This is a genomic window from Pseudomonas tritici, from assembly GCF_014268275.3.
GTDB lineage: Bacteria > Pseudomonadota > Gammaproteobacteria > Pseudomonadales > Pseudomonadaceae > Aquipseudomonas > Aquipseudomonas tritici.
This window is the reverse complement of the sequence record NZ_CP077084.1, coordinates 3,894,071-3,920,106: the sequence shown is the minus strand read 5'-3', so window position 1 is coordinate 3,920,106 and position 26,036 is coordinate 3,894,071. Positions and strand designations below refer to the sequence as shown.

Sequence of the window (26,036 nt, the reverse complement as noted above, 5' to 3'; positions counted from 1 at the left end):
TCCCACATTTGATCGGGGCTACTTTCAGAGAGGGACAGGCCCTTGCTCCTACACCGATTTACTGGCATTGTTTGCGCAATTGGTAACACTTCCCATTTGAGATCTTTTTGCGCATGCATGACATTCCCGCCGCGCTGGGCGACTCCGTCCGGCAGCAGACTCTCACGGCGATGTACAGCGAGCACCACGGCTGGTTGCACGGCTGGCTGCGCAAGAAACTTGGGTGCTCCCAGCATGCCGCCGACCTGGCGCATGACGCGTTCATCCGCGTACTGATGCTGGCCGAACCGCAAACTATCAAGGAACCCCGCGCCTTCCTGGCCACCACGGCAGGGCGGTTGTTGATCGACGGCGCTCGTCGTCGCCGTATCGAAAAAGCCTACATGGAGGCGTTGGTGATCCAGTGCGAAGACGCCGGCATGCCCGACCCAGCCGCGATTCATGTGGCGCTGCAAGCCCTGGAACGCATCGCCGAGATGCTCACTGGCCTGCCTGCCAAAGTCCGCGAAGCCTTCCTGTTGAGTCGCCTGGATGGGCTGACCTACAGCGAAATCGCCACGCGCCTGGACGTCTCTTCCAGCACCGTCAAAAACTACATCTCCAGCGCCCTGGTGCATTGCTACCACAGCCTGCACCCGACAGACCCGCTGGTATGAGCACCGAGCAGATCATCCAGCAAGCGGCGCAGTGGCTGACCCGCCTGCACGACGAGGACGTCAGCGACGCCGACCGTCACGCGTTTAATGCCTGGTGCCAGGCCGACCCGCGTCACGCCGTGGCCATTGAACGCATGCGCGCCTTGTGGGGCAGCCTCGACACCTTGCCCGCCAAGCCCGCCCGTGTTGCCCTGAACCGCGCGTTTACCCCGCAACGTCCGCGTGGTGCGCAGGTGGCGGGCTTGCTCGGCGTGGTCTTGTGCAGCTGGCTGGGCTTGCAACACGTGCCGGTCTGGATGGCCGACCAGCGCACCGCCGTCGGCGAGCGCCGGCAGATTGCCCTCGAAGACGGCAGCCAGTTGCAGCTCAACAGCAACTCGGCAGTCGACGTGAAATTCGACGGGCATCAACGCGTGATAGAGCTGTTGCAAGGTGAACTCTGGGTCGAAGTGGCCAAGGATGCGCAACGGCCTTTTGTGGTGCGCACCGACCAAGGCACGGCCACCGCATTGGGTACACGTTATCTGGTCAAGCGGGCGGCAGACGGCACCACGGTCGTCACGGTGATCGAGTCCAGCGTAGCGGTCAAAGGTGAAGCCAGCGAGGGGGTCAAGGTCACGGCCGGCCAGCGTTCGGTCCTTGACCACGGCCGCGCCCAGCCGCCGCAAGCCATCGCCGATGCCGACCCGGACGCTTGGACCCGCGGCCTGCTCAAAGTCAACGACCAACCCCTGAGCGAGGTGCTGCAAACCCTCGCCAGCTATCGCCACGGGATGCTGCGCTTCGACCCTCAGGCCCTGCAGAACCTGCGGGTATCGGGGGTCTTCAAGCTGGATGACACGGCGGCGGCGCTGTCGTCACTGGCGGATAACCTGCCGATCCAAGTGGAGTACTTCACCGACCTGCTGGTGGTGGTCAAGCCGCGCTAGCCTTCGTTCTGGCGCAGGCGCTTGTACAAGGTATTGCGGCTCACGCCCAGCTCGCGCGCCAGGTGGGAAATATTCCCGCCGGCAGCCTTCAAGCGCTGGTTCAGGTCGATGCTGTCGTCCAGCTCGTCACTGGCGGGCCGCGGCGCCGCCATGTCCAAATCCACAAAAAAATCATCCGGCAGGTGTTCCGGGCGGATCGGCTGCTCCTCGGCCATGGCTAGCGCCACCTGCAACACGCTGCTGACCTGGCGCAAGTTCCCCGGCCAAGGGTGCTGATCGAACAGCGCCAGCACTTCGGCGCTCAGGCCCGCCCATTGGGTCGGCTCGCGGTGTTGCTGCCACAGTTGCTGGAACAGCGCCTGCTTGTCCGTACGCTCGCGCAACGGCGGCAGCTCCAGCGTCAGGCCGCCGATACGGTAGTACAAATCCTCACGAAACCGCCCGGCCTGCACCAGCTCGCGTAACGTGCGGTTGGTGGCCGAAATGATGCGTAAATCCACCGGGAACAACTCGCTGCTGCCCACCGGCTGCACGCAACGCTCCTGCAATACCCGCAGCAGGCGGGCCTGTGTCGGCAGCGGCATATCACCGATTTCATCCAGGAACAGCGTGCCCTTGTCGGCCTTGCGGATCAGGCCGATGCTGCCTTTTTGATTGGCGCCGGTGAACGCGCCTTTTTCGTAGCCGAACAGTTCCGACTCCACCAGCTCTGCCGGAATCGCGGCACAGTTCACCGCAATAAACGCTTTCTGGCTGCGTGAGCTCGCCTGGTGCAGGGCTTTGACGAACACTTCCTTGCCCACGCCGGTTTCACCGTGGATCAGCAGGGGGATGTCCTTCTCCAGTAAGCGCTCGGCCTGACGCACGGCTTTCTCCACGCGCACATCGCCAAAATGCAGGGTCTTGAGGCCAATCGACGTGGGTTTGGCCGGCACCGGCTCCGTGAATACGCGGGCCTGCACCGGCATCTGCTGAGGCCGCTTCAACACGCACTGGAACCGGTTGCGTCCCGCCGCTTGCAGCGAGAAGGGCAACCCCTCCGGCTGGTTCAACAACTCCAGCAACGACACCTTGAACAAACTGTCGATCATCACCCGCGACAAACTGATGCCCAACAGGTTGTCGGCGCGACGGTTGGCCGACAGCACTTGGCCGCTCTCATCAAAAATCAGCAGACCGGCCCACTGGCTATCCAGATTGCTCAAGCCAGTGTTAAAGGTCAGTTGGAAATGTTCACCGCGAAACAGGTTGAGGATGAGCCGGTTCTCCACGGTCTGGCTCATCATCTTGACCATGCCCAGGGTGTGGGAGGGCGGCAGGTAGCTGTCGCTGGACACATCCAGCACCGCGATGATCTCGCGCTGGGCATCAAAGATCGGCGCCGCTGAGCCCGTCATGAAGCGGTTGGCCTTGAGAAAGTGCTCATCGTGTTCGATATGCACCGCCTGGGCACAGGCCAGCGCGGTGCCGATAGCGTTGGTGCCGCTGGAACGCTCCATCCAACTGGCGCCGGGGTTGAAGCCCCGAGCCAGCTTGGGCTCGATAAAACGCTGGGTGCCCCAGCTGGTCAGCACCTGGCCCTGGTTGTCAGCCAACATGATCAGGCAATTGGAGTTGCTGAGGATGTTCTCGTAGTAGGGCAGCACTTCCTGATGGGTGGTTTGCACCAGCGAGTGCTGGCTTTCGAGCAATTGGCTGATGCCCTCGGCGGGCAGTTGGTCGAAGCTGGGCGTGCTCTGGTGGTCCAGGCCGAAGGCGCGGCAACGGCGCCAGGATTCCTGGATAAGGGTGTCGTGAGCCAAGGGTTCGGCCATGGGGGCGACCTTCGTTTTTATTGTTATTGGGCTTGCACAATCTACCTGAAGAAACCGGATCAAAATGTGGGAGCGGGCTTGCTCGCGAAAGCGGTGGACCAGTCGACCTATGTATTGACTGACACACCGCATTCACGAGCAAGCCCGCTCCCACATTTGTCCTGTGTTGGTGATGAGAGTGTTGTTCAGAACTGTTCATTGTCAAGGCCCTGAGTGTTCAGTTGTTCAGCCTGCGTTGTTCATTTCTGTTCACTCCTGAACATCCCATTTAAGCCATTTCCTTGCGCATCAAGCACTTGCCGTTTTGGCACGAAACTCGCTGTCACATCTGGCCAGATTCATTCCAATAATAAAAAGGTCGTGTCATGTCATTGACCCTGGAAAATGTCTCCCGTGTTGTCGAAGGCCAAACCTGGATCGACGACGCCAACCTGCGTTTCGAAGCCGGTTCCTTTAACGTCCTGCTCGGTCGCACCCTGTCAGGCAAGACCAGCCTGATGCGCCTGATGGCCGGCTTGGACAAGCCCAGCAGTGGCCGCATCCTGATGAACGGTGTGGATGTCACGCAAAAGCCGGTGCGCCTGCGCAACGTGTCGATGGTGTATCAGCAGTTCATCAACTACCCGACCATGACCGTTTTCGAGAACATCGCCTCACCGTTGCGCCAGGCCGGTGTGTCCGACGAGGTGATCCAGGGCAAGGTGCTGGAAACCGCGAAGATGCTGCGCATCGAGAAATTCCTCCAGCGCCACCCGCTTGAACTCTCCGGTGGCCAGCAGCAACGCACGGCCATGGCCCGCGCGTTGGTCAAGGACGCCGAATTGATCCTGTTCGATGAGCCCTTGGTGAACCTGGACTACAAACTGCGCGAAGAGCTGCGTCAGGAAATGCGCGAACTGTTCGCGGCACGTCACACCATCGCCATCTACGCCACCACCGAGCCCAATGAAGCGTTGGCCCTCGGTGGCACCACCACCATTCTTCACGAAGGCCGGGTGGTCCAGAGCGGTAAAGCCGCCGAGGTGTATCACCAGCCGCAGACCGTGCTGGCCGCTGAGCTGTTTTCCGAACCGCCGATCAACCTGATGCCAGGGCGTATCAGCGGCAACGAAGTGAGCTTCGCCAATTTCGTGCACTTCCCGCTGAACGTCGACCTGCGCCCCATCGGTGAAGGCGAGTTCCGGTTTGGCGTACGCCCCAGCCATATCAGCCTGGTACCGAGCAACGACGACGACCTGGAGCTGGCGGTGACCGTGGAAGTCGCGGAGATCAGCGGCTCGGAAACCTTCCTGCACGTACGCAGCGAGCATTTCCTGTTGGTGCTGCACCTGTCGGGGGTGCACGAATACGACGTCGACGCGCCGATTCGTGTGTACATCCCCACCCATAAACTGTTTGTGTTCGATGGCCAGGGCCGTTTGGTCCAGGCCCCCGGACGCCGTGTCGCGAGGGTTGCCTGATGGCCGAGATCCACTTGCAGAACCTGGCGCATAGCTACAGCCCTACGCCGAGTGGTCCTGAGGACTACGCGATTAGGGAAATGAACCACGTGTGGGAGCAGGGGGGAGCCTACGCCTTGCTCGGGCCGTCGGGCTGCGGCAAGTCGACGTTGCTCAATATCATCTCCGGCCTGCTCAGCCCGTCTGAAGGCCAGGTGCTGTTCGACAGCAAGGTGGTTAACGACCTCACCCCGGAAAAACGCAACATCGCCCAGGTGTTCCAGTTCCCGGTGGTGTACGACACCATGACGGTGTTCGATAACCTGGCATTTCCCCTGCGCAACCAGGGCATGGCCGAAGCGAAAATTCACAGCAAGGTGCAGGAAATTGCTGAAGTCCTTGACCTGCAAAGCCTGCTGAGCAAAAAAGCCCGCAACCTCACCGCCGACGAAAAGCAGAAAGTCTCCATGGGCCGTGGCCTGGTGCGCGACGACGTGTCGGCGATCCTGTTTGACGAACCGCTGACGGTGATCGACCCGCACCTCAAGTGGAAACTGCGGCGCAAGCTCAAGCAGATCCACGAGCAATTCAACATCACCATGGTCTACGTGACCCACGACCAGTTGGAGGCCTCGACCTTCGCCGACAAAATCGCGGTGATGTACGGCGGCCAGATCGTGCAGTTCGGCACGCCCCGTGACTTGTTCGAACGGCCGAGCCACACCTTTGTCGGCTATTTCATCGGCAGCCCTGGGATGAATCTGATCGAGGTGCAGGCCGAAGCGGGCGGAGTACGGTTTGCCGGCATGCACCTGCCATTGTCCGAGGCCATGCAGCAACGTATTGCCAGCGCCGATTACAAGAAATTGCAGGTGGGTATCCGCCCGGAATTTATCCACGTGTGGGACGAGCACAACCCTGACGCCCTGCAGGCCGATGTAACACACCTTGAAGACCTTGGCACCTACAAGATCGTCACCCTCAACCTCGACGGCGCCACGCTCAAGGTGCGCCTGGCCGAAGACAAACCGGTGCCCGAAGGCAAGGCCTCCATCAGTTTCCCGGCGCAATGGCTGATGGTGTATGCCGACGATTACCTGCTGGAGGTGCTGCCATGAACAAGGTGCAGAACAACAAGGCCTGGTGGCTGGTGTTGCCGGTGTTCCTGCTGGTAGCGTTCAGTGCGGTGATCCCGATGATGACCGTGGTCAACTATTCGGTGCAGGACATCTTTGACCAATCCAGCCGCTACTTCGTCGGCGCCGACTGGTACAAGCAAGTGCTGCTCGACCCGCGTCTGCATGACTCGCTGCTGCGCCAGTTCATCTACTCGGCCTGCGTGCTGCTGATCGAAATCCCGCTGGGCATCGCCATCGCCCTGACCATGCCGACCAAGGGCCGCTGGTCGTCACTGGTGTTGATCATCCTCGCCATTCCGCTGCTGATTCCATGGAACGTGGTGGGCACCATCTGGCAGATTTTCGGGCGCGCCGACATCGGCCTGTTGGGTTACAGCCTCAACGCCCTGGGGATCAGCTACAACTACGCGGCCAACACGGCGGATGCCTGGGTCACCGTGCTGGTGATGGACGTGTGGCACTGGACTTCACTGGTAGCGCTGCTCTGTTATTCGGGACTGCGTGCCATTCCGGATGTGTACTACCAGGCTGCGCGGATTGATCGGGCATCCGCCTGGGCAGTTTTCCGACATATCCAGTTGCCGAAGATGAAGAGCGTGCTGCTGATCGCGGTGATGCTGCGGTTTATGGACAGCTTCATGATCTACACCGAACCCTTCGTCCTCACGGGCGGCGGACCGGGTAACGCCACCACCTTCCTCAGTCAGACACTGACCCAGATGGCTGTAGGCCAATTCGACTTGGGCCCGGCGGCGGCATTCTCGCTGGTGTATTTCCTGATCATCCTGTTGGTGTCCTGGCTGTTCTACACCGCCATGACCCACTCCGACGCCAACCGCTGAGGCCGCCAACATGAGCAAGCGCAAGCTGATTCCATTGCTGATCTACATCCTGTTCCTTCTGGTGCCGATCTACTGGCTGCTGAACATGTCCTTCAAGAGCAACACCGAAATCCTCGGTGGGCTGACGTTGTTTCCGCAGGACTTCACCCTGGCCAATTACAAGGTGATCTTCACCGACCCGAGTTGGTACACCGGCTACCTCAACTCGCTGTACTACGTGAGCCTGAACACGGTGATCTCCTTGAGCGTGGCGCTGCCGGCGGCCTATGCGTTTTCGCGCTACCGTTTTCTTGGCGACAAGCACCTGTTTTTCTGGCTACTGACCAACCGTATGGCACCGCCGGCGGTGTTTTTGCTGCCGTTCTTCCAGCTGTATTCGTCGATCGGTCTGTTTGACACGCACATTGCCGTCGCCTTGGCGCACTGCTTGTTCAACGTGCCGTTGGCGGTGTGGATCCTCGAAGGCTTTATGTCCGGCGTGCCCAAGGAAATCGACGAAACCGCCTACATCGATGGCTACTCGTTTCCTAAGTTTTTCGTGAAGATTTTTATCCCATTGATTGGCTCGGGCATTGGGGTGACCGCGTTTTTCTGCTTCATGTTTTCCTGGGTCGAACTGCTGCTGGCGCGCACCCTGACCTCGGTCAACGCCAAGCCTATTGCGGCGGTGATGACGCGCACGGTCTCGGCGTCGGGTATCGATTGGGGCGTACTGGCGGCGGCGGGGGTGTTGACTATCCTTCCCGGCATGCTGGTGATCTGGTTTGTTCGCAATCACGTGGCCAAGGGCTTTGCCCTGGGCCGGGTCTGAGGAGTCGATGATGGAATGGATGGCCTGGACCACCCCCACGGCGCTGTTCTTTGGCGGCATAGCCCTGATCCTGGCGGGCATGACCACTTGGGAACTGCGCTCGCCGAGTATCCCTCGGCGGGGTTTTCTGCCGATCAGCACCACCCGTGGTGATCGCTTGTTTATCGGTCTTCTCGGTAGCGCCTACCTGCATTTGCTGGTTATCGGCGTTACCGACTGGAGCATCTGGGTGGCGTCCGCGCTCTCCCTGGTATGGCTGTTGAGTGTGATGCGTTGGGGCTGATGCCCTTGTGAATAAACCACCTGGAGGTCTCTATGTTGAATAAAAACAATAAGCTGCGACATAGCATTTCATTGGCCGCCGTACTGGCCCTCAGCGGTTTGAGCGCCTCGGCCTGGGCCGATGCGTATGAAGATGCCGCAAAAAAATGGATCGGCAGCGAGTTCAAGCCGTCGACGCTCACCGAAGCCCAACAGCTCGAAGAGTTGAAGTGGTTCATCAAAGCCGCCGAACCCTTCCGTGGGATGAAGATCAACGTGGTGTCGGAAACCCTCACCACCCACGAGTACGAGTCCAAGGTGCTGGCCAAGGCCTTCACCGAGATCACCGGGATCAAGCTGACCCACGACCTGCTGCAGGAAGGCGACGTGGTGGAGAAGCTGCAAACCCAGATGCAGTCCGACAAAAACATCTATGACGGCTGGGTCAACGACTCCGACCTGATCGGTACACACTTTCGCTATGGCAAGACCGAATCGATCACCGACCTGATGGCCAATGAAGGCAAGAACTTCACCTCGCCGACCCTGGATATCAAGGACTTCATCGGCATCTCCTTCACCACCGCGCCGGACGGCAAGATCTACCAATTGCCCGACCAACAGTTTGCCAACCTCTACTGGTTCCGCGCCGACTGGTTCGAGCGCCCCGAGCTGAAAGCCAAGTTCAAGGAAAAATACGGCTACGACCTCGGTGTGCCGGTGAACTGGTCGGCCTATGAAGACATCGCCAAATTCTTCAGCGAAGACGTCAAGGAAATCGACGGCAAGCGCATTTATGGGCATATGGACTACGGCAAGAAGGACCCGTCCCTGGGCTGGCGCTTCACCGATGCCTGGTTCTCCATGGCCGGTGGCGGCGACAAGGGCCTGCCCAACGGCTTGCCGGTGGACGAGTGGGGCATTCGCGTGGAGGACTGCCACCCGGTGGGCTCCAGCGTCACCCGTGGCGGCGACACAAACGGCCCGGCCGCGGTATTTGCCACACAGAAATACGTGGACTGGATGAAAGCCTACGCGCCACCGGAAGCGGCGGGCATGACCTTCTCGGAATCCGGCCCGGTGCCGTCCCAAGGCAACATCGCCCAGCAGATATTCTGGTACACCGCGTTTACCGCCGACATGGTCAAACCGGGCTTGCCGGTGGTGAATGCCGACGGCACGCCGAAATGGCGCATGGCGCCGTCACCTGTCGGACCGTACTGGGAAAAGGGCATGAAGAAGGGCTATCAGGACGTAGGTTCCTGGACCTTCCTCAAGTCGACGCCGGAGAAACAGAAACTCGCGGCCTGGCTTTACGCGCAGTTCGTGACCTCGAAGACCGTCTCGCTGAAGAAAACCATCGTTGGCCTGACGCCGATTCGTGAGTCCGACATCAACTCCCAGGCCATGACCGACATGGCGCCGAAACTGGGTGGTTTGGTGGAGTTCTACCGCAGCCCGGCGCGTACCGAATGGTCGCCAACCGGCACCAACGTGCCGGACTACCCGCGCCTGGCGCAACTGTGGTGGAGCAACATCGCCGCGGCCGCCAGCGGCGAGAAAACCCCGCAGCAGGCCCTCGACAACCTGGCCAAGGAGCAGGATGCGATCATGACGCGCCTGGAGCGCTCCAAGGTGCAACCGGTGTGCGGTCCGAAAATGAACCCCGAGCGTGACGCGCAGTACTGGTTCGACCAGCCGGGCGCGCCAAAACCGAAACTGGCGAATGAGAAGCCGAAAGGCGAGACCGTGAGCTACAGCGACCTGCTCAAGTCGTGGGAGGCGGCGCGTAAGTAATAACGCCAGTGCAGAAGGGTAAAACGACACGCTTGCGTGTCGTTTTACTGTCCGCAGTTTGCCCGCATCAGGCTTTGTTGAATTGCACGCATCAGCACGGGATCAAACGCATCATGCCCGGCGCGCAATAGTCTGCATTTCAGCAGTGCTCGTTGGCGCAACCAACGCAGGCTCGACAGGCCGATAGGGTCATTGATGCCCTGTATCACGTGGCACGCACAGCTCAGTGTCAGCCCCTGATCCTCCTCGCAAAAAAAATAACCGGCGCGATGGTAGTGCACCTCCAGACGGATTGCGCGCAAGGCGACTTCATCAATGAAGTGCTCCAAGGCTGCCTTGCCCATCCGCTGGCGATTCAGGCGCAGCGCTGCGCCGACCCATGCCATCGCTGCCTTGTGTTGCAAGCGTTCGCAAGATTGTTCGAGGTCCTTGCACACTTGTTCAAACGATGTAACCGCCTCGGCCTTCAAGTAGCACGCTAGTGCTCGATGGTAGGTGGCAAGGTGATTGGGAGTGGGTACGAACAGTGATGCCAGCACCAATCGGCATACTCGCGATGGGGCCTGCCAAGCATATTTGAGCGCCAGCCAACTACCCCAGGAAATACCCAGCAATGTGATCTGGGTAAAGCCAAAATGCTTACGCAACGCTTCAATGTCTTCGATGATCCGGGCCGTTTCGTTGTTCTGCCACTCGCCATGGGGACTCGAGCGTCCGCCACCGCGCTGGTCGAACAGGACGACTTCGAAGTGTTCCAGGTTAAAAAACGCCAGGTGATCGTGGCTGGAACTACCGCCCGGCCCGCCGTGCAAGAAGAACACCGGTTCACCACCTTCCTGGCCGTGCCGCTCCCAATACACCTGATGGCCGCCGGATACCGGCAAGTGCCCACTGCGATACAGAGGCTTCATGCCGAGGGGCGACTGAGCAAGTAAAACTGAAACAGCTCAAGCTGTCCTGGCCGGGCTGCCACACAGGATTCCAAGGTGATGCCCAGCGCTTGTGCGATCCAGGGGACTGCCGGCAGTACCGGCGTATGACCAAAAACCAAGGCCAGGCCACTCGGCTTGAGGCTGCCGAGTAATGTGCGCAACAAGGTTTCGGCGTCGCGCCGCGTGACCACCTCGGCGTTGAGAAAGCGTAGGATCAAGGCATCGCAGGCAGGGTTTTCCCGTGCAGCGTCAGCTTGCCTGAAGCGCACGGTTGAACCGACGTGGCGTTGCGATGCGTAGCGAATCATCGAGGCCGAAAGGTCCGAGCCCAGGCACCGGCAACGGGGCAGCGCCTGGGCCAGATGGGCGATCAACTCGCCGGTGGAGCACGCCGGGTCATGGATCAGCGCCCCAGGCTTGAGGCGCTCGCGTAGCACAGCGACACACTGTTCACGAAAGTGCGCTTCGTCGATGTTCAACTGCGTGGCGCGCTCATCGTCACACTCCCAAAAGCTCGGCGGGCAGACGAATTCCTCAGCGTGCATCTCCAGCGGCGGATACGGAAAGCACACGTCGCTATGGATTTGCTGCTGTGCTTCGATAAATGCCAGGTGCTTGGCCGCAGGCGTAGCGGCCTGATAGAAAAGTGCAACGCCTTCATTGCTCCAGTGATGGCTGGTGAGGGGGCCCAGCAGCATGGAGGGACGCAAGAGGCTGCTCAGGCGGCGTTGCCCCTGATCGTCGGGCATCGGCCTGTTGCGGCCTGCCCAGTGGCGGCTCCCGGTATTGAGTACAAACAGCTGACTGAGCCCGAATCCCAATGGCTCAAAATGACGTTGCACGGTGCTGGGGTTCATAGCGTGGCAACTTGCGATTCACCGCATAGACGCCTGCCGCGCTGTTGCGGCACCACGATATTGCCGGTGGAGACCAGGAAAAAACGCTCCAGCCCCGGGATCACCACCTGGACGAGCGTGGTGCCAAGCTGGCTTTGAAACAGGCGGCACACCCCGGGTGTCAGGTTGTGGCTGGCCATATCGCCCACCAGGAGAGTGATTTGTTCGCCTAGACCGGTTGGCGCCGGCCGCTCGTGGAGTTGCACCCATTCGACGGGTTGCGCCATCAGGCGCTCAGGGGCGAATTGCAGGCAGCGTTGCAGGCGCGGGAATCGTGCCAGGTGTCGCTGGGCATTGAGCAAATGACGGCTCAAAGGCGGTTCGACCGCCAGCGCCTGCAACTGTGCTAGTTCGGTCAGTGCACGCCAGGCCGCGTGCGCGGGCGTCAGGGAGGTGCCTGAGCCGTAGACGGTTGGCATCGCGCAAGGCGTGTTGATAAAGGCCAGGCAGGTGGTCGCGCAGAATTCGCGGCTGATATCCAGCAAGACCACCTCTGCATCGAAGGGCTGACTCAGTGTTTGCAACACGGCTCGGGCCTCGGGGCCAAGGCTGTCCGGATAGACGCGGCGTAGACGACTGAGCGGGCGCTGGTAGTAGAAATGCTCCAGCAGAAACAGTGAAAGGGCATCCCGTTCGATAGTCTCGTTCAAGGCATGCAGAAGCGCTTCGTCAGCCGTGGCTCCGATGGCAGTTCCGCTGTTGCTCGAATAACGGCGCAGGACGCGCAGGTCTGTCGGATCGTTATGCAGTGGCTGCTCGCAGTAGCGTGGGCAGGTCAACGCTAGCGGGTAGGAAAATGACTGGTCATCCACCAAGCTGCGATAGGTGCGGCAAACGACAGCGTCTTCTTGTTGTGCGACCAGCAATGCCAACGCGCTGTCATCGACAAACTGTGGGTGATCAACAAAGTAGCCGGACGCCTGGCAGTGAAGGGGCGACGCATGCAGATCGTCGCTCAAATAGTGTTCCAGTGCCTCATATAACGCGCCGACACGTGCCGCTGCCGGAGGACCCTTGCCCGCGCCGCGTGCGACCTCTATCGCATGTGCGTCGTACAAACAGGCTTGGACGCACAGCTCGCCTTCACCCACGATGCGCAAGTGTGCGCGCAAATTCAACGCACTCAACTGGGCGAGAATCTGATGGTGGGCGAGTACGAGTGTCTGGCAGCGTTCGGGGGCGATGGCTTGGGGAATGCTCATGAAGGTAACTCCTGGGAAGGAGGAGAGGCATTGCCTCTCCTCGACTCACTTACTCGGCTTCCAGCTCCGCTCTTTCCGTATCAGTGAGCTGCAGGGTCTCGATGAAATCATCCGCGTGCTCCTGCTCCAGCTGTTCCATCTCGGCGATTTTATTTGCGTTTGCACTAGCCATGTAGCCCATGTTTGAAGCCTCATTTTTGTTTGAAGGTAGGGTGACGTGCTCTCGATGAGCACGGCTAGAACCTATTAAAAATGGCCGGCGTGGGCAAATGTGAGCAGCTGTTGCAAAAGCGTTGGCGGAGGGCTATGGAAATGAATTCTTTCACTTCAATATTTGACCGCTGTGGAGAGGTTGCTTTGCTTTGGAACCGGGGGGCTGCGTCTGTGGTGAGATCCATCGCTAAGGGGAGTGGCGGTAGGCATTGCCCTGGGCAGGGGCGGGTAAGTCTTCCAGAGGTGTTGAATTTTCGCGGTGGTGAAGCGGTGATGGCCGTCCCGATATTGATCTTGGTTTGATGTACTACTGACGCTGTCGGGCTTGCTTGCAAAAAGATTGATAGGAGCGCTCGCTAGCCTGCGATGGCATCACCACGGTGCGCCTAACGCCCAGATCAGTCCTGCATTGAATGACGGCTTTTGTTCTCGCCTAAAATTCGCGCTGTATCCCTCGCCGGCGGCAGCCCAAACACCCGCGCATAGTCCCGGCTGAACTGGGTCGCGCTTTCATACCCCACTTCAAACGCCGCACTTGTCACGCTGCTCGCGCTGGCCACCATCAACGTGCGCGCCTGCAACAATCGCACACGCTTCTGATACTGCAACGGGCTCAGATTAGTCACCGCCTTGAAGTGCCGGTGAAACGCCGAAACACTCATCGCCGCCTTCTGCGCCAATGCTTCCACTCGAATCGGCTCTGCAAAATCCCGGCGAATCCACTGGATCGCCTGGCTGACCCGCGCTATGGCGGTATCCGGCGCAGCAATCTCGCGCAACATCCAGCCGTGGGGGCCTTGCAACACGTGGTAGAGGATTTCCCGCTCATACACCGGTGCCAGGGCGGCGATCGCCACGGGGTCACCCATCAGGCGCAGCATGCGCACCCAGGCATCCATCAAGGCCGGCGTCACCGCCGCCACTGAAAAACCGGCTTCCTGTTCGCGACGACCACTGGGCGCCGGCAAGTCATTGAGCAGTGTGGTCAGCACGCTCGGGTCCAGGGTCAGGCTCACCGCCAGGTAAGGTTCGCCGGTGCTCGCCGGGTTCACCACCCCCACGGCAGGCAGCTCGATGGACATCACAAAATACGTCGCCGGGTCGTAGTGCAAGGTGCGGTCGCCCACGGTCATGCACTTACTGCCCTGCAGGATCAGGTTGATCATCGGGTCATACACCGCCGCGAGCATATGCTCGGGAATCGCCCCCTGGACCATCGCCACGCGGGGGATACCAGTCTCGGTGCGGCGGTTTTCAGCCTTGGCGGCCAGGGCACGCAGTTCGATCAATTGAGTATTCATGGCCGCCATGCTGTTCCTTCCTACAAACCTCGCGCAAGCAAAAAGCAGAAACAGGCAGGATTGGAGTAGGAACGGCTGCGTGGAGGCGTAGGGTGATGGCTACTGTGGTCACTCAACTTTTTAGCAGTGGAGCAGGCCATGAGCGTCATCGTAATTACCGGAGGCAGCCGCGGGATCGGTGCCAGTACCGCCCAATTGTGTGCGCGCCAGGGGCACGGCGTGATCCTTACTTACAACAGCAACCCGGGTGCGGCGCAGGCGGTGGTCAAGCGCATAGTGGCTGAAGGCGGTAAAGCCGTGGCGCTGCAATTGGACGTTGCCGCCGTCAGCACTTTCGCTGCATTCCACGATGCCGTGGCGCGCGCCCTGCAAGCCACTTGGGGCGTAAGCACCCTGAGCGGCCTGGTGAACAACGCGGGCTACGGCCTGTTCAACCCCCTTGAATCGGTGACCGAGGCGCAATTCGACGGCCTGTTCAACGTGCACCTCAAGGGGCCGTTTTTCCTGACCCAAACCTTGCTGCCGCTGCTGGAAGAACACGCCAGCATCGTCAACCTCACCAGCGCCACCACCCGCGTCGCTACGGCTGGCGTCGCACCTTACGCCGCTTTCAAGGGCGGCCTGGATGTGCTCACCCGCTACATGGCCAAGGAGTTCGGCGAGCGGCGTATCCGCGCCAACGCCGTGTCCCCCGGCGCGATCCGCACCGAACTGGGCGGCGGCTTGAACGACGAGTTCGAAGCCCAGCTGGCCGGGCAAACCGCCCTTGGCCGTGTAGGCGAACCGGAAGACGTGGCACGGGTAATCGCTCTGTTGCTATCGGAAGAAGGCCGCTGGATTAATGCCCAGACCCTTGAAGTCGCGGGCGGCTACATCATCTGAGTCGGGAGACCCCACCATGCTGGATCATCTGTTTATTTCGGTGAGTGATATCGAGCGCTCCATTCGTTTCTACGCAGCCACCCTGACGCCCCTCGGCATCACTGCGCGGCATGACTACGACGGCAAAGACGGCCCACCCGGCCACCCGGACTTGAAGGGCTTTGGCGCCAATGGCCGGATATTTTTCTGGTTGCGCGAAGGCGTGATGGAAGGGCGAGCGGTGCATGTGGGCTTTGTCGCCAATAATCGCGCTGAGGTGGAAAAAGCCTACGCCGCCGCCTTGGCGAACGGCGCCACCGACAACGGCGCGCCGGGTGCACGCCTGCATTACGACCCCAACTACTACGCGGCCAATGTCCTTGACCCGGACGGCTACAGCCTCGAATTCGTCTACAAGAACTGGCAGCACACCTCATGAAAACCCTGATGATCTACGGCGCCACCGGCTACACCGGACGCATGGCGGCGCAACACGCGAAAACACGCGGACTCAACCTGGTGCTGGCCGGCCGCAACGTCGAACGCCTGGCTTCCCTGGCGGCTGAACTGGACGCGCCTTACCGCGTATTCACGCCAGATGCCGCCCAGTTGGAAGGGATTGACGTCCTGCTCAATTTCGCCGGCCCTTTCGCCCAGACCGCCGGAGCCCTGATGCGTGCGTGCATCGCCAATGGCACCGACTACCTGGACATCACCGCCGAAATCAACGTGTACCGCTTGGCCGAGCAACTCGGGGCTGGAGTGCAGGTGATGCTGCTGCCCGGTGTGGGCTGGGACGTGGTGCCCACCGACTGCCTGGCCCTGCATGTTGCCCGCCGTGTGCAGCAGCCGCAGTCGATAAAAATCGCTCTGCAGGTGCCCGGCGCCATGTCCCGTGGGTCGGCCATGAGTGTCGGCGAGATCATCGGTGCCGGCGTGATGGCGCGGATCGACGGCCAACTGGTCGCCACGCCGGACGCGCAACCGCAGTACCTGGACTTTGGCGATGGCCCGGCGCTGTGCGCGCCCTTGTCGTTTGGCGACCTAGTGACGGCCTGGCATTCCAGCGCTATTCCGAATATCGCCATGTTCGTGCACATCACCGGCGAAGCCTTTCCCGAAGGCGACCTGTCGCTGCTGCCCGATGGCCCCACCCAGGCACAGCGTGACGCCCATCGCGCCCTCGCCGTGGCCGAAGTTATGGGTGCCGATGGTTCGGTGGCGCGTTCGGTCATCGAGACCGTCAACGGCTACAGCTACACCCCACTGGCAGCCGTCGAAGCCGCGCGCCGGGTACTCGGCGGTGAGCGCCGGGCCGGCTTCGAAACACCTGCAAAGCTGTTCGGCGTGGGCTTTGCCCAGACGATTGCCGGTACGCAGATCATCGATTATTGAGCTATCGGGAATTGCCATCGGCGGGTATTTGAGAACGTCGCAGCTCAAATGTGGGAGCTGGCTTGTCGAATCGTCGAACCGCTGCGATAGCCATAAGTATCTACACATCTTCAACGTGAAATTGCGTAGCAGCTGTCGAGCCCTGGCGAGGCTGCGTCAGCGGTGTGTCAGACAGCCCGCAAACGCAGCCTCGCCAGGGCTCGACAGCTGCTACGCAGAGGGTTCCCCCAAGATGTGTAGATACTTATGCTGCGATAGCGGACTGTCAGTTTACAAGTGCTTTGCTGACCCGCCGCTATCGTAGCGGTGCGACGATTCGACAAGCCAGCTCCCACCTATTGTCGTGCGGTGATTTCAAGATCACGCCGCCTGTGGCTGAACCAGCAACTCCCCCTCGACATCCTTGACCAACTCACTGGCCAAAAACAGCGGTGCCAGGCGTTTATGCAATTGTGGCTCGACAAACTCCTTCACCGTCTCCAGCGCCAGTACGCCGCTCAACGGCAACTCGGCCTTGGTGTACGACAACCAGGCTTTCTTCAGTGCCTGCAACACATCACTGCCGGCGGTGGTGGCGAAGCGGCGGTGGGTAGGTTTACCGTCAAAAGTGAAGGTGTGCTGGAACGCGTAGCCGGTTTCATCACCCTGGCTGGCGGTGCAGCGGATGCAGCTGCACGGGCCTTCGCCGAAAGCACTGCGCAGGTAGGCGTTGAAGTCCACCACGGGTTTGAGTGACAGGCGCTTATCCACCTCGAACAGGTCCCCGGTCATTTTTTCGTCAGTGTTCAACGTCCATTTCCTCGCAGATTCGGCGGTTTTTCAAAGCGCGGCACAATAGCAGCCGAGCGGCTGTTTGTGGGTTATTTGCATAACAATAGATCTCGATATTCTTTTCCCGTCTTAAAAATCGTGGCTACCCTCGTTCACCTTCTCAAAAGTGCGGCAGATCCCCATGACCCTCAAGCGCTCCTCTTTGACCCTTCTGGCTGCCTCGCTGGCTGCCGCAAGCACTTTGCTCAGCCCCGGTGCCCAGGCCGAGGGCAAGATCAGCATTGCCCAGCAATTCGGCATCGGCTACCTGATCCTCGACGTGGTGCGTGACCAGCACCTGATCGAGAAGCATGGCAAGGAGCAGGGCCTGGATATCCAAGTGGAGTGGAACAGTATTTCCGGCGCCACGGCGATGAACGAATCGCTGCTGGCCGGCGCGCTGGACGTGGTTTCTGCGGGCGTGCCGCCGATGCTCACCCTGTGGGACCGCACCAAGGGCAAGCAGAACGTCAAGGCCATCGCTTCGCTCGGTTCGATGCCCAACTACCTGCTGACCAACAACCCCAACGTGAAGACCCTCAAGGACTTCAGCGAAAAAGATCGCATCGCCGTGCCCGCCGCTGGCGTGGGTTTCCAGTCGCGGACCTTGCAGATCGAGACGGCCAAGCAGTTCGGCGATGCCAACTACAAGAAGTTTGATGACATCTCCATCAGCCTGGCGCACCCCGACGCGACTGCCGCATTGATTGCCGGTGGCTCGGAGATCAACTCGCACTTTTCCAGCCCGCCGTTCCAGTATCAGGAATTGCTCAATCCGAATGTGCACAAGGTGCTCAGTTCCTACGACATCCTCGGTGGGCAGGCGACGTTCAACGTGCTGTACACCACGCAGAAATTCCACGACGAAAACCCCAAGACCTACAGGGCGTTCTATGCCGCGCTGGCCGAAGCCGAACACATCATCAAGGCTGATAAACCGGCGGCGGCCAAGGCGTACATTCGGGTAGAGCAGTCGAAGTTGCCGTTGGACCTGGTGGAGAAGATCGTCCAGGACCCGGAAATCGACTTCACCATCGTGCCGCAGCGAACCTATATCTATGCTGAAAAACTGCAGGAACTCGGCGTGCTGAAAAACAAGGCCGACAGCTGGAAGGACTACTTCTTCGAAGAAGCCCACAGTGGTAACGGCAGCTGACCTCCAATGTGGGAGCTGCAGTGTTTGAGCGGTCAGCGGAAAAACTCACCGGGCGTGGCGTCAAACTGCTGCCGAAACGCATTGATAAACGCCGACGTCGACTCATACCCACACCCCAACGCCACATCCGTTACCCGCTCGCCTTGCTCCAGGGCGGGCAGGGCGGTGAGCAACCGCAAGCGCTGGCGCCATGCGCGAAACGTCAGCCCGGTATCCCTCAAAAACAACCGGCTCAACGTCTTCTCACTCACGTCCAGCTTTTGGCTCCACTGGCCCAACGTTGTCTGCTGCTCCGGGTGCAGGTTCAAACTGCGATAGATCTGCCGCAAGCGCGGGTCCAGCGGCAGCGGTAACATCAAATCGACCTGCGGTGCCGCTGCCAATTGATCCAGCACCACTTGCGCCAAACGCCCATCCGGCCCGTCCTCAGCGTATTCCACCGGGAGTTCGCTGAAGCTGCGGATCAACTCGCGCAGTAAATTGCTCACTTCCAGCACATGACAGCGCTCAGCCGCCCAGGCCGTGACGCTGCAATCGAGGTACAGACTGCGCATTTCTGTGTGGGGCGAGCTGAACACCCGGTGCGGCATTCCCGCTGGTATCCACACAGCGCGCTGTGGCGGCGCCACGAAACGGCCGACGCTGGTCTGGATCTCCAGCACCCCGGAAATCGCGTAGGACAATTGCACCCAAGGGTGGCTGTGTCGGCGGGTCAGCGCACGGTTGGGCAGCGATTCGGTGCGCCCATACACCGGCCGTGGCAGGCTGGAAAGCCCAGGGACACTGCGGCGGACGGTCTTTTCATGTCCTTTAGGCGGCATTTACTGGCTCATTGGCGTTAGTCGGTAATAAGCCGTTACGTTAGAGTCGCGGTGACGCTCTTGGCAACCCCTGGAAGATCCTGCTTATGACTCGCCCGCGTTTCGTGCCCGACAACTTCACCCTGACGCTGATCGCCACGGTGATCCTCGCCTCCCTGTTGCCCGCCAGCGGCCAGACCGCCGTGGCCTTCGGCTGGGTCACCAACCTGGCTATCGCACTGCTGTTTTTCCTGCACGGCGCCAAGCTGTCGCGCCAGGCCATTGTTGCCGGCGCCGGTCATTGGCGCCTGCACCTGCTGGTGTTCAGCCTGACCTTCGTGCTGTTCCCGCTGCTGGGCCTGGCGCTCAAGCCGCTGTTGTCGCCAATGATCGGCAACGACCTGTACATGGGCATGCTTTACCTCTGCGCTCTGCCGGCTACGGTGCAGTCGGCGATTGCCTTCACGTCCCTGGCACGCGGCAATATCCCGGCGGCGATTTGCAGTGCGGCGGCCTCCAGCCTGTTTGGCATCTTCCTCACGCCGCTGTTGGTGACATTGCTGCTCAACGTGCACGGTGACGGCGGCTCGACCGTCGACGCAATCCTGAAAATCAGCGTGCAATTGCTGCTGCCGTTCATCGCCGGGCAGATCGCGCGTCGCTGGATCGGCGAGTGGGTGGGGCGCAATAAATCCTGGCTGAAATTCGTCGACCAAGGCTCGATCCTGCTGGTGGTGTACGGCGCGTTCAGCGAAGCGGTCAACGAAGGCATCTGGCACCAGATCCCGCTGTGGGAACTGGGCGGGCTGGTGGTGGCGTGCTGCGTGTTGCTGGCCTTGGTGTTGGTGGCGTCGGCGGTGCTGGGCAAGGCCTTCGGCTTTAACCAGGAAGACCGCATCACCATTCTGTTCTGCGGCTCGAAGAAGAGCCTCGCGACCGGCGTGCCGATGGCGCAGGTGCTGTTCGCCGGGGCGACCATGGGGGTGCTGATCCTGCCGCTGATGCTGTTTCACCAGATCCAGTTGATGGTCTGTGCGGCATTGGCCCAGCGTTATGCCAAGCGCCCGGAAAGCATTCCGGAATTGATGGGGCAGGTGGATCCTTGATCTACGTCACAGCCTTTGCCGAGTAAGCTCAATAAACGCCCGGCCAGACAACTTAGTGGTAAGAGCCCAGTAAGGCGTGTCGGCATGAGCACTAAAGGTATTTCGCTGCTTACCGGCCTGTTGTGCGTCTGGGCGGGGCGCGCGGCGCAAACCGTGGGCAGTGTCGTCGAGCCCGGATGTGCGACAAATGCGCACAGGGGCACGGTCATGGCGTCGAACGGCTGTGCCGAGTCCAGGCGTGACAGGCGCCTGGATGTGTGCAACATGGCGTAGCCAGTGTCAATGCAGCCCATGTGCAGCGGGTGGCGAACAGTGGTAACGGGCGTTATTACGAGCAGCGGTATGTGCTGGTGGACAGCGCCGGCAAGCCGATTCAGTCGGGTAACTACGTGATCATCCTGACGTCGCCCTGACCCCCTTAGGCGACGATCCGCGTCAACAGTGGGGCCAGAAACCTATAGAATACTCGGCGGCGGCGCTTGTCCTGGGTGGCCGCTCGATCACCGTCAGAGTACCGCGCCGTTCAATGAGCATTTCAGCCGCAACCCCCCAAACCAATTGGCAACCGGTCATCGCCCTCGCGTTGGCCGCCTTTGTGTTCAATACCACCGAATTCGTGCCCGTTGGGCTGCTCAGTGCCATCGGCGCCAGCTTCGACATGCCGGTGTCCAGCGTCGGCCTGATGCTCACGATCTACGCCTGGATCGTGTCCCTGACCTCCCTGCCGGTGATGCTGCTGACCCGCAACATCGAACGGCGCAAGCTGCTGATCGTGCTGTTCTGCATGTTTATTGTCAGCCACATCCTTTCCAGCGTCGCTAACAGCTTCGGCTTGCTGATGCTCAGTCGCATTGGCATTGCCTTGTCCCATGCCTTGTTCTGGTCGATCACCGCATCGTTGGCCGTTCGCCTGGCGCCGGAAGGCAAGCAGGTGCAAGCCCTCGGCCTGTTGGCTACCGGTACGTCCCTGGCCATGGTCCTGGGCATTCCCCTGGGTCGCCTGCTCGGCGAAGCCATGGGCTGGCGCACCACGTTCCTGGTGATCGGCGCCTTCGCTGCCGCGCTGGTGTTCTGGCTGGCGCGCACCTTGCCGCTATTGCCGAGCCAGAACTCCGGCTCCCTGCGCAGCCTGCCGCTGCTGTTCAAGCGCCCGGCGCTGGTGGCGCTTTATGTGCTTACCGCGATGACCGTCACCGCGCAATTCACCGCCTACAGCTACATCGAACCCTTCGTCGAAGGCGTGGCCGGCATGAGCGGCAGCGCGGTGACCCTGATCCTGCTGGTATTCGGCGGCGCGGGCATCATCGGCTCGCTGCTGTTCAGCCTGGTGCACCGCTTCAACCCGCATGTATTCGTCGTCGGCGCGGTATTTATCCTGGCCGCGTGCCTGGCGCTGCTGCTGCCGTTGAGCGGCGCGGAATCCTACCTGGTGGTGCTGAGCATTTTCTGGGGCATGGCGATCATGGGCTTTGGCCTTGCCATGCAGTCCAAAGTGCTGGTGCTGGCACCGGATGCCACCGACGTGGCCATGGCGATGTTCTCCGGCATCTACAACATCGGCATCGGCGGCGGCGCACTGATGGGCAGCTGGGTCGGCAGCCAGTTCGGCTTCGCCTGGATCGGCGCGGCGGGCGGGTTGCTGGCGGCGGTGGCGTTGATTGGGTATTGCTTGGCGATTCGCAAGTTTGGGCAGGGTGTGGCGGGAGCCTGAATCAAACTCTCGCGCCAGCCACCGTTGGGTTAAAGGGCCAACGCATTCAACACATGGACCGGGTCATTGTGAATGGCCCTCAACAGCGCCTTTGCTGGCCCTGTTGGTTCGCGTCGCCCCTGTTCCCAATTACGTAGCGTGCCGATTTGAACATCGATGATGGCTGCGAATTTGGCTTGAGTCAGGCCCGTTGCCTTACGGATTTGTTTGACTTGAAGCGCGTCAACAATGAATTCGCGAGAGGGCTTGCGCTCGCCTCGGACGATTTCGTCCATCTGTTGCACGCTTTCCATCAGCTCATCGAAGAATTTGCTCATGGTTATCTCCAGTGTTCGATGACGGCTTTCAGTGCTTTGCGTTCATCGTTAGTCAGGTCTTGCTGTTCGTTTTTTGGATAGATCATTAATAACGCAATTTTTGAAGCCGTTACAAAGTGGTAGTAAATCACTCTGGCGCCGCCTCGTTTGCCGTGACCTTTTGAAGCAATACGCAGCTTTCGGATGCCGCCCGTTCCTTCGATCACATCTCCAACGCACGGATTGAACATCAACGCTACCTGCAAACCCAGGTAGGCGTCGTGATTCATGAGCTCCGTTACACGCCGGGTGAAAACCGCAGTTTCAATGAAAATCATAGCAAATGTACGCCATTGACTTAGTCGGCGGCAATGCTAGTGCAGTCAGGGAAGGGGAACAGCTGGTTAGTTGTAAGCGGGTTTTATACAAAGGGCCGGCGTGCTTCAGAAGCAACGTGTTCAGGGGCTAGAACTCCAGACAAGTCTTACACAGTATTTTGATACCCATTGCTACCGTCGCCCAAGACCGCCCACCGCCTGTGGTGACGGCACTTGAACAGCAATGGAGTCCACTGTGCAAAAGCGTTTGACCGCCGAGTTTATCGGCACTTTCTGGCTGACGTTCGGCGGCTGTGGCAGCGCCATTCTGGCGGCTGCCTTCCCCGGCTTGGGCATTGGCTTTGTGGGCGTTTCGCTGGCGTTTGGTCTCACGGTATTGACCATGGCCTACGCGGTCGGCGGCATCTCCGGCGGGCATTTCAACCCGGCGGTGACCATTGGCCTATGGGCAGGGCGCCGCATTCCTGCGGGTGATGTGCTGCCGTACATCGCGGCGCAGGTCAGCGCAGCGATCGTCGCCGCTGCGGCGTTGTACCTGATTGCCAGCGGGCAGCCTGATTTCGCTATGGGTGGTTTTGCCGCCAACGGCTATGGCCCATTGAGCCCAGGCCTCTTCGACATGAAGGCCGCGTTGCTGGCCGAACTGATCGCCACGTTTTTCTTCGTATTCATCATCATGCGCGTGACCGCACCGGGCGCTGTGCCTGGCTTTGCGCCGATTGCCATCGGCCTGGCGCTGACGTTGATTCACCTGGTGCTGATCCCGGTGACCAATACGTCGGTGAACCCGGCGCGCAGCACCGGACCGGCGTTGTTTGCCGGGGGCGAATACATGGCGCAGCTATGGTTGTTCTGGGTGGCGCCAATTGTTGGCGGAGTGTTGGGAGCGTTGGCAGCTCGCACGCTGGGCGAGCAAAAGCCGAGTTGACACCTTATACGTTTGAGAAAATCGGTACAGACTTAGCTTTCGGCAGTGTTGGCTTTGGCGTTGGCCTTGGCTTTTGATCTGTTTTTGATGTTGATCTCAGGCGCCCCGTCAACCACGCTGGCCGAACGCAGGCTTGAATCCGTGGGTAACCCGGCAGGACGCCGGGTTAGCCGCGCTGGGCCAAGGATGGCCCATCGCGGCGGCCCACGGATTCAAGCCGGAGTGAGGGCACACCGAGCCTGGGCGAGGTGCCGAGTGGTGGGGCAAGAGCGTTTTGGTTACTTTGCCGCTTTTGCAAAGTGACTCGCCGTAAGGGCGAAACCTATATTAGCCATCACCTAAATAACGGATATGTACTCATTCCAACCACAACACATGGCCGCCCTACAAACCGCCATCGCAGGCAAGCCAGCTCCCACATTTTGATCGATTTACACCTGATAGGGTTCGGGCGGCTATCAGGTTGCCACCGGACCAAAAGTAGACAGCGTCATCACAGCGCAGCCAATACCGCCTCAAGCTTCTCCTGATCCCGCGCAAACTGCCGAATACCTTCGGCCAGCTTCTCGGTAGCCATCGCATCTTCATTGGACGCCCAGCGAAATTGCGCCTCGTCGATGCTCTGGCGCGGCTCGCCCGTCGCCCCCGGCACTAACTTGCGCTCCAGCGGGCCCTGGTCTTCATCGAGTTTTTGCAGCAATTCAGGGCTGATGGTCAGGCGATCACACCCGGCCAATTCCTCTATCTGGCTGAGAGTACGGAAGCTGGCGCCCATGACCACCGTCTTGATGCCGTTGGCCTTGTAGTAGTTGTAGATCCGCGTAACCGACTGCACGCCCGGGTCCTCGGCGCCTGTGTAGTCCAGGCCGGTGTTCTTGCGGTACCAGTCGTAGATGCGGCCGACAAAAGGCGAAATCAGGAACACCCCGGCATCGGCGCACGCCGCCGCCTGGGCAAACGAGAACAACAACGTGAGGTTGGTCTGGATACCGGCTTTTTCCAAGCGCTCGGCGGTGCGAATGCCTTCCCAGGTAGAAGCCAGTTTGATCAGTACACGGTCGCGGCCGACACCGGCTTTGTCATACAGCTCGATGAGCTGGTTGGCCTTGGCCCACAGCGCGTCTTCGTCAAACGACAGGCGCGCGTCGACTTCGGTCGAGATGCGACCTGGAATGGCCTTGAGGATGCCGCAGCCTACTGCCACCGAAAACTGGTCGCAGGCCAGGCCCAGGTCACCCTTGGACAGGTCGACCGAGTGACGCAGGATGTCGCCGTAGTGTGCGATAGCCGAGGCTTTGAGCAGCAGCGACGGGTTGGTGGTGGCGTCGACCGGTTTCAGACGGCTGATAGCCTCAAGGTCGCCCGTGTCGCAGACCACCGTGGTGAACTGCTTGAGTTGTTCGAGCTTGGATGTCATGAGCGGTCGATCTCCCTAATGAGTTTAGTGATTCAAGGCCTGTGCGGTATCCAGGTCGGTGATCAGGATGTCCAGGTAGCCGCCCTCGAGCGCGCCGCGAATCGCCTGGACCTTGTTCAACCCGCCGGCCAGGCCGAGCACGCGGTGGATCGAGCGCAATTTGGGCAGCGCCACCGACACTACGAATTCTTCGTCTTCCTCCAGTACCGGCTTGCCCTGGGCATCGAAGTAGCGCAGGCAGATGTCACCCACGGCACCGCGCTCGGCCAGCAGGCGCAGCATGTCTTCGGTGTAGTAGTTACCGCTGTTGCGCAGCAGTTGCGAGGGTTCCAGGTCGCCGATGCCGACAATCGCCAGGGTGATGCTGTCAAAGCGTTGCAGCACCTCCTTGACCTCTTCCATCTGCATGATGCGCTGCTTGCTTTGCACTGATTGCTCGATGCTTTGCGACGGCAGCAAAAACGCCGGGCAGTTGAGCAGGGTGGCCAGGCGCTGGGTGAGCAGGGTGGCTTCAAACGCGCCCTTATGGCCGACGCCGCCCAACAGTTGTACCACTTCCTGGGCTGCCTGTTTGCCCGGCTGCGCATGCAAGTGGCCAACCATGGCGCGAATGGTGCTGCTCCACGACGAAATACCGATATGGTCCTGGGGCGACAGGCTGGTTTCCAGGTAATGCGCGGCCGCTGAACCGATGGCCTGCTTGATGCTTTCATCGTTACCGGGCTCGGTGGCTTCCACCACGATCACCTGGCGCACGCCGTAGCGGCGCTGCAATTGGGTTTCCAGCTCCAGGTGAAGGCCCTGCAGGCGCATCACGCTGATCTTCACCACGCCTTCCTGCAGCGCCCGACGCAGGGCGCGGCTGATAAAGGACTGCGACAAGTCCAACTGTGCGGAAATCTCGGATTGCTTGAGCCCTTCTTCGTAATAGAGGCTCGCGATCTTGGTGATCAGGCGCTGTTCTTCGATCTGGCTCATGAAGGCCT

The 26,036-nt window shown here is 60.3% G+C and carries 29 protein-coding genes; 17 read left to right on the top strand and 12 right to left on the bottom strand.

The window, feature by feature from the left end; translation table 11 throughout:
• The first annotated feature begins 113 nt into the window (after positions 1-113).
• Together HU722_RS17595 and HU722_RS17590 are read left to right on the top strand one after the other, a co-directional pair.
• Complete coding sequence (locus HU722_RS17595; protein WP_065872114.1) at positions 114-656, top strand: sigma-70 family RNA polymerase sigma factor; 543 nt, start codon at positions 114-116, stop codon at positions 654-656.
• Complete coding sequence (locus HU722_RS17590) at positions 653-1,585, top strand: FecR family protein (RefSeq protein WP_065872115.1); 933 nt, start codon at positions 653-655, stop codon at positions 1,583-1,585. The genes HU722_RS17595 and HU722_RS17590 overlap by 4 nt, the downstream gene beginning before the upstream one ends.
• Here the strand turns inward: HU722_RS17590 and HU722_RS17585 are convergent.
• The gene (locus HU722_RS17585; RefSeq protein WP_065872116.1) at positions 1,582-3,399 is read right to left on the bottom strand and encodes a sigma-54-dependent Fis family transcriptional regulator; all 1,818 of its coding nucleotides are present in this window, start codon (positions 3,397-3,399) and stop codon (positions 1,582-1,584) included. The two genes, HU722_RS17590 and HU722_RS17585, sit on opposite strands and share 4 nt — an antisense overlap.
• 365 nt (positions 3,400-3,764) lie before the next feature.
• Here HU722_RS17585 and HU722_RS17580 point away from each other — a divergent pair, with 365 nt between their 5' ends.
• From HU722_RS17580 to HU722_RS17555, 6 genes are read left to right on the top strand one after another with little or no spacing between them, the layout of a single operon-like run.
• Positions 3,765-4,859 carry an ABC transporter ATP-binding protein gene (locus HU722_RS17580; protein WP_065881935.1) on the top strand — a complete coding sequence of 365 codons (1,095 nt, stop codon included), beginning with the start codon at positions 3,765-3,767 and terminating at the stop codon, positions 4,857-4,859.
• On the top strand, positions 4,859-5,956 hold the full coding sequence (locus HU722_RS17575; RefSeq protein ID WP_065872118.1) for an ABC transporter ATP-binding protein: 1,098 nt from the start codon (positions 4,859-4,861) through the stop codon (positions 5,954-5,956). The genes HU722_RS17580 and HU722_RS17575 overlap by 1 nt, the downstream gene beginning before the upstream one ends.
• Positions 5,953-6,819, top strand: a complete 867-nt coding sequence (locus HU722_RS17570; RefSeq protein WP_017735078.1) for a carbohydrate ABC transporter permease — start codon at positions 5,953-5,955, stop codon at positions 6,817-6,819. Before HU722_RS17575 ends, HU722_RS17570 begins: the two co-directional genes overlap by 4 nt.
• Before the next feature lie 10 nt (positions 6,820-6,829).
• Positions 6,830-7,630 (top strand): carbohydrate ABC transporter permease, encoded by an 801-nt coding sequence (locus tag HU722_RS17565; protein WP_003232361.1) that lies wholly within the window; start codon positions 6,830-6,832, stop codon positions 7,628-7,630.
• A gap of 10 nt (positions 7,631-7,640) precedes the next feature.
• A complete protein-coding gene (locus tag HU722_RS17560) occupies positions 7,641-7,913 on the top strand; it encodes a DUF2160 domain-containing protein (RefSeq protein WP_003232363.1) in 273 nt (90 codons plus the stop codon).
• A gap of 32 nt (positions 7,914-7,945) precedes the next feature.
• Complete coding sequence (locus HU722_RS17555) at positions 7,946-9,688, top strand: ABC transporter substrate-binding protein (protein ID WP_065872119.1); 1,743 nt, start codon at positions 7,946-7,948, stop codon at positions 9,686-9,688.
• Between the two features lie 44 nt (positions 9,689-9,732).
• Here the strand turns inward: HU722_RS17555 and HU722_RS17550 are convergent, their stop codons facing one another.
• From HU722_RS17550 to HU722_RS17535, 5 genes are all read right to left on the bottom strand, one after another.
• Positions 9,733-10,572 carry an alpha/beta fold hydrolase gene (locus HU722_RS17550; protein ID WP_175403062.1) on the bottom strand — a complete coding sequence of 280 codons (840 nt, stop codon included), beginning with the start codon at positions 10,570-10,572 and terminating at the stop codon, positions 9,733-9,735.
• Positions 10,573-10,595: 23 nt separating this feature from the next.
• Positions 10,596-11,369 (bottom strand): class I SAM-dependent methyltransferase, encoded by a 774-nt coding sequence (locus HU722_RS17545; RefSeq protein ID WP_175403061.1) that lies wholly within the window; start codon positions 11,367-11,369, stop codon positions 10,596-10,598.
• Between the two features lie 104 nt (positions 11,370-11,473).
• Entirely contained in the window at positions 11,474-12,718 is a 1,245-nt protein-coding gene (locus HU722_RS17540) for a YcaO-like family protein (protein ID WP_083213970.1), read from the bottom strand.
• A 49-nt stretch (positions 12,719-12,767) separates the two neighbouring features.
• Entirely contained in the window at positions 12,768-12,899 is a 132-nt protein-coding gene (locus HU722_RS29005) for a hypothetical protein (RefSeq protein ID WP_256532845.1), read from the bottom strand.
• A gap of 430 nt (positions 12,900-13,329) precedes the next feature.
• Positions 13,330-14,232 carry an AraC family transcriptional regulator gene (locus HU722_RS17535; RefSeq protein ID WP_175403066.1) on the bottom strand — a complete coding sequence of 301 codons (903 nt, stop codon included), beginning with the start codon at positions 14,230-14,232 and terminating at the stop codon, positions 13,330-13,332.
• Between the two features lie 138 nt (positions 14,233-14,370).
• On the opposite strand from HU722_RS17535, the gene HU722_RS17530 reads away from it, so the two are divergent.
• From HU722_RS17530 to HU722_RS17520, 3 genes are read left to right on the top strand one after another with little or no spacing between them, the layout of a single operon-like run.
• Complete coding sequence (locus HU722_RS17530) at positions 14,371-15,114, top strand: SDR family NAD(P)-dependent oxidoreductase (protein ID WP_065890789.1); 744 nt, start codon at positions 14,371-14,373, stop codon at positions 15,112-15,114.
• Between the two features lie 16 nt (positions 15,115-15,130).
• Positions 15,131-15,532, top strand: coding sequence for a VOC family protein (locus HU722_RS17525; RefSeq protein WP_065890790.1), 402 nt, complete (start codon positions 15,131-15,133; stop codon positions 15,530-15,532).
• Positions 15,529-16,488 carry a saccharopine dehydrogenase family protein gene (locus HU722_RS17520; RefSeq protein WP_065890791.1) on the top strand — a complete coding sequence of 320 codons (960 nt, stop codon included), beginning with the start codon at positions 15,529-15,531 and terminating at the stop codon, positions 16,486-16,488. The genes HU722_RS17525 and HU722_RS17520 overlap by 4 nt, the downstream gene beginning before the upstream one ends.
• Before the next feature lie 360 nt (positions 16,489-16,848).
• Here HU722_RS17520 and HU722_RS17515 read toward each other — a convergent pair whose 3' ends face one another.
• Positions 16,849-17,277 (bottom strand): hypothetical protein, encoded by a 429-nt coding sequence (locus tag HU722_RS17515; protein ID WP_065872125.1) that lies wholly within the window; start codon positions 17,275-17,277, stop codon positions 16,849-16,851.
• A gap of 163 nt (positions 17,278-17,440) precedes the next feature.
• Here HU722_RS17515 and HU722_RS17510 point away from each other — a divergent pair, with 163 nt between their 5' ends.
• A complete protein-coding gene (locus HU722_RS17510) occupies positions 17,441-18,454 on the top strand; it encodes an ABC transporter substrate-binding protein (protein ID WP_065890792.1) in 1,014 nt (337 codons plus the stop codon).
• Positions 18,455-18,486: 32 nt separating this feature from the next.
• On the opposite strand, the gene HU722_RS17505 is transcribed toward HU722_RS17510, so the two are convergent.
• A complete protein-coding gene (locus HU722_RS17505; protein ID WP_065872127.1) occupies positions 18,487-19,275 on the bottom strand; it encodes an AraC family transcriptional regulator in 789 nt (262 codons plus the stop codon).
• A gap of 86 nt (positions 19,276-19,361) precedes the next feature.
• Between HU722_RS17505 and HU722_RS17500 the strand changes: the two genes are divergently transcribed.
• From HU722_RS17500 to HU722_RS17490, 4 genes are all read left to right on the top strand, one after another.
• Positions 19,362-20,360: a bile acid:sodium symporter family protein gene (locus tag HU722_RS17500; protein WP_065872128.1), complete on the top strand. Its 999-nt coding sequence runs from the start codon at positions 19,362-19,364 to the stop codon at positions 20,358-20,360.
• Between the two features lie 84 nt (positions 20,361-20,444).
• Entirely contained in the window at positions 20,445-20,633 is a 189-nt protein-coding gene (locus tag HU722_RS29310; RefSeq protein ID WP_371913945.1) for a hypothetical protein, read from the top strand.
• Entirely contained in the window at positions 20,618-20,773 is a 156-nt protein-coding gene (locus HU722_RS29305; protein WP_371913946.1) for a hypothetical protein, read from the top strand. The genes HU722_RS29310 and HU722_RS29305 overlap by 16 nt, the downstream gene beginning before the upstream one ends.
• 113 nt (positions 20,774-20,886) lie before the next feature.
• On the top strand, positions 20,887-22,071 hold the full coding sequence (locus tag HU722_RS17490; RefSeq protein ID WP_065872129.1) for a sugar transporter: 1,185 nt from the start codon (positions 20,887-20,889) through the stop codon (positions 22,069-22,071).
• A gap of 29 nt (positions 22,072-22,100) precedes the next feature.
• Here the strand turns inward: HU722_RS17490 and nadS are convergent, their stop codons facing one another.
• Together nadS and HU722_RS17480 are read right to left on the bottom strand one after the other, a co-directional pair.
• On the bottom strand, positions 22,101-22,388 hold the full coding sequence (gene nadS, locus HU722_RS17485; RefSeq protein WP_049712743.1) for a NadS family protein: 288 nt from the start codon (positions 22,386-22,388) through the stop codon (positions 22,101-22,103).
• Positions 22,389-22,390: 2 nt separating this feature from the next.
• Positions 22,391-22,705: a type II toxin-antitoxin system RelE/ParE family toxin gene (locus HU722_RS17480; RefSeq protein WP_065872131.1), complete on the bottom strand. Its 315-nt coding sequence runs from the start codon at positions 22,703-22,705 to the stop codon at positions 22,391-22,393.
• Between the two features lie 223 nt (positions 22,706-22,928).
• Here HU722_RS17480 and aqpZ point away from each other — a divergent pair, with 223 nt between their 5' ends.
• Positions 22,929-23,633 carry an aquaporin Z gene (gene aqpZ / locus HU722_RS17475; RefSeq protein ID WP_065890793.1) on the top strand — a complete coding sequence of 235 codons (705 nt, stop codon included), beginning with the start codon at positions 22,929-22,931 and terminating at the stop codon, positions 23,631-23,633.
• 493 nt (positions 23,634-24,126) lie between these two features.
• On the opposite strand, the gene tal is transcribed toward aqpZ, so the two are convergent.
• Together tal and HU722_RS17465 are read right to left on the bottom strand one after the other, a co-directional pair.
• Complete coding sequence (gene tal / locus HU722_RS17470; RefSeq protein ID WP_065890794.1) at positions 24,127-25,050, bottom strand: transaldolase; 924 nt, start codon at positions 25,048-25,050, stop codon at positions 24,127-24,129.
• 24 nt (positions 25,051-25,074) lie between these two features.
• Complete coding sequence (locus HU722_RS17465) at positions 25,075-26,028, bottom strand: sugar-binding transcriptional regulator (protein WP_065872134.1); 954 nt, start codon at positions 26,026-26,028, stop codon at positions 25,075-25,077.
• Between the last annotated feature and the right edge of the window lie 8 nt (positions 26,029-26,036).

Coding starts and splice junctions, on each gene's coding strand:
- HU722_RS17595 (WP_065872114.1), top strand. CDS start 114: ATGCATGACATTCCCGCCGCGCTGGGCGACTCCGTCCGGCAGCAGACT.
- HU722_RS17590 (WP_065872115.1), top strand. CDS start 653: ATGAGCACCGAGCAGATCATCCAGCAAGCGGCGCAGTGGCTGACCCGC.
- HU722_RS17585 (WP_065872116.1), bottom strand. CDS start 3,399: ATGGCCGAACCCTTGGCTCACGACACCCTTATCCAGGAATCCTGGCGC.
- HU722_RS17580 (WP_065881935.1), top strand. CDS start 3,765: ATGTCATTGACCCTGGAAAATGTCTCCCGTGTTGTCGAAGGCCAAACC.
- HU722_RS17575 (WP_065872118.1), top strand. CDS start 4,859: ATGGCCGAGATCCACTTGCAGAACCTGGCGCATAGCTACAGCCCTACG.
- HU722_RS17570 (WP_017735078.1), top strand. CDS start 5,953: ATGAACAAGGTGCAGAACAACAAGGCCTGGTGGCTGGTGTTGCCGGTG.
- HU722_RS17565 (WP_003232361.1), top strand. CDS start 6,830: ATGAGCAAGCGCAAGCTGATTCCATTGCTGATCTACATCCTGTTCCTT.
- HU722_RS17560 (WP_003232363.1), top strand. CDS start 7,641: ATGGAATGGATGGCCTGGACCACCCCCACGGCGCTGTTCTTTGGCGGC.
- HU722_RS17555 (WP_065872119.1), top strand. CDS start 7,946: ATGTTGAATAAAAACAATAAGCTGCGACATAGCATTTCATTGGCCGCC.
- HU722_RS17545 (WP_175403061.1), bottom strand. CDS start 11,369: ATGCCCGACGATCAGGGGCAACGCCGCCTGAGCAGCCTCTTGCGTCCC.
- HU722_RS17540 (WP_083213970.1), bottom strand. CDS start 12,718: ATGAGCATTCCCCAAGCCATCGCCCCCGAACGCTGCCAGACACTCGTA.
- HU722_RS29005 (WP_256532845.1), bottom strand. CDS start 12,899: ATGGGCTACATGGCTAGTGCAAACGCAAATAAAATCGCCGAGATGGAA.
- HU722_RS17535 (WP_175403066.1), bottom strand. CDS start 14,232: ATGAATACTCAATTGATCGAACTGCGTGCCCTGGCCGCCAAGGCTGAA.
- HU722_RS17530 (WP_065890789.1), top strand. CDS start 14,371: ATGAGCGTCATCGTAATTACCGGAGGCAGCCGCGGGATCGGTGCCAGT.
- HU722_RS17525 (WP_065890790.1), top strand. CDS start 15,131: ATGCTGGATCATCTGTTTATTTCGGTGAGTGATATCGAGCGCTCCATT.
- HU722_RS17520 (WP_065890791.1), top strand. CDS start 15,529: ATGAAAACCCTGATGATCTACGGCGCCACCGGCTACACCGGACGCATG.
- HU722_RS17510 (WP_065890792.1), top strand. CDS start 17,441: ATGACCCTCAAGCGCTCCTCTTTGACCCTTCTGGCTGCCTCGCTGGCT.
- HU722_RS17505 (WP_065872127.1), bottom strand. CDS start 19,275: ATGCCGCCTAAAGGACATGAAAAGACCGTCCGCCGCAGTGTCCCTGGG.
- HU722_RS17500 (WP_065872128.1), top strand. CDS start 19,362: ATGACTCGCCCGCGTTTCGTGCCCGACAACTTCACCCTGACGCTGATC.
- HU722_RS29310 (WP_371913945.1), top strand. CDS start 20,445: ATGAGCACTAAAGGTATTTCGCTGCTTACCGGCCTGTTGTGCGTCTGG.
- HU722_RS17490 (WP_065872129.1), top strand. CDS start 20,887: ATGAGCATTTCAGCCGCAACCCCCCAAACCAATTGGCAACCGGTCATC.
- nadS (WP_049712743.1), bottom strand. CDS start 22,388: ATGAGCAAATTCTTCGATGAGCTGATGGAAAGCGTGCAACAGATGGAC.
- HU722_RS17480 (WP_065872131.1), bottom strand. CDS start 22,705: ATGATTTTCATTGAAACTGCGGTTTTCACCCGGCGTGTAACGGAGCTC.
- aqpZ (WP_065890793.1), top strand. CDS start 22,929: ATGGAGTCCACTGTGCAAAAGCGTTTGACCGCCGAGTTTATCGGCACT.
- tal (WP_065890794.1), bottom strand. CDS start 25,050: ATGACATCCAAGCTCGAACAACTCAAGCAGTTCACCACGGTGGTCTGC.
- HU722_RS17465 (WP_065872134.1), bottom strand. CDS start 26,028: ATGAGCCAGATCGAAGAACAGCGCCTGATCACCAAGATCGCGAGCCTC.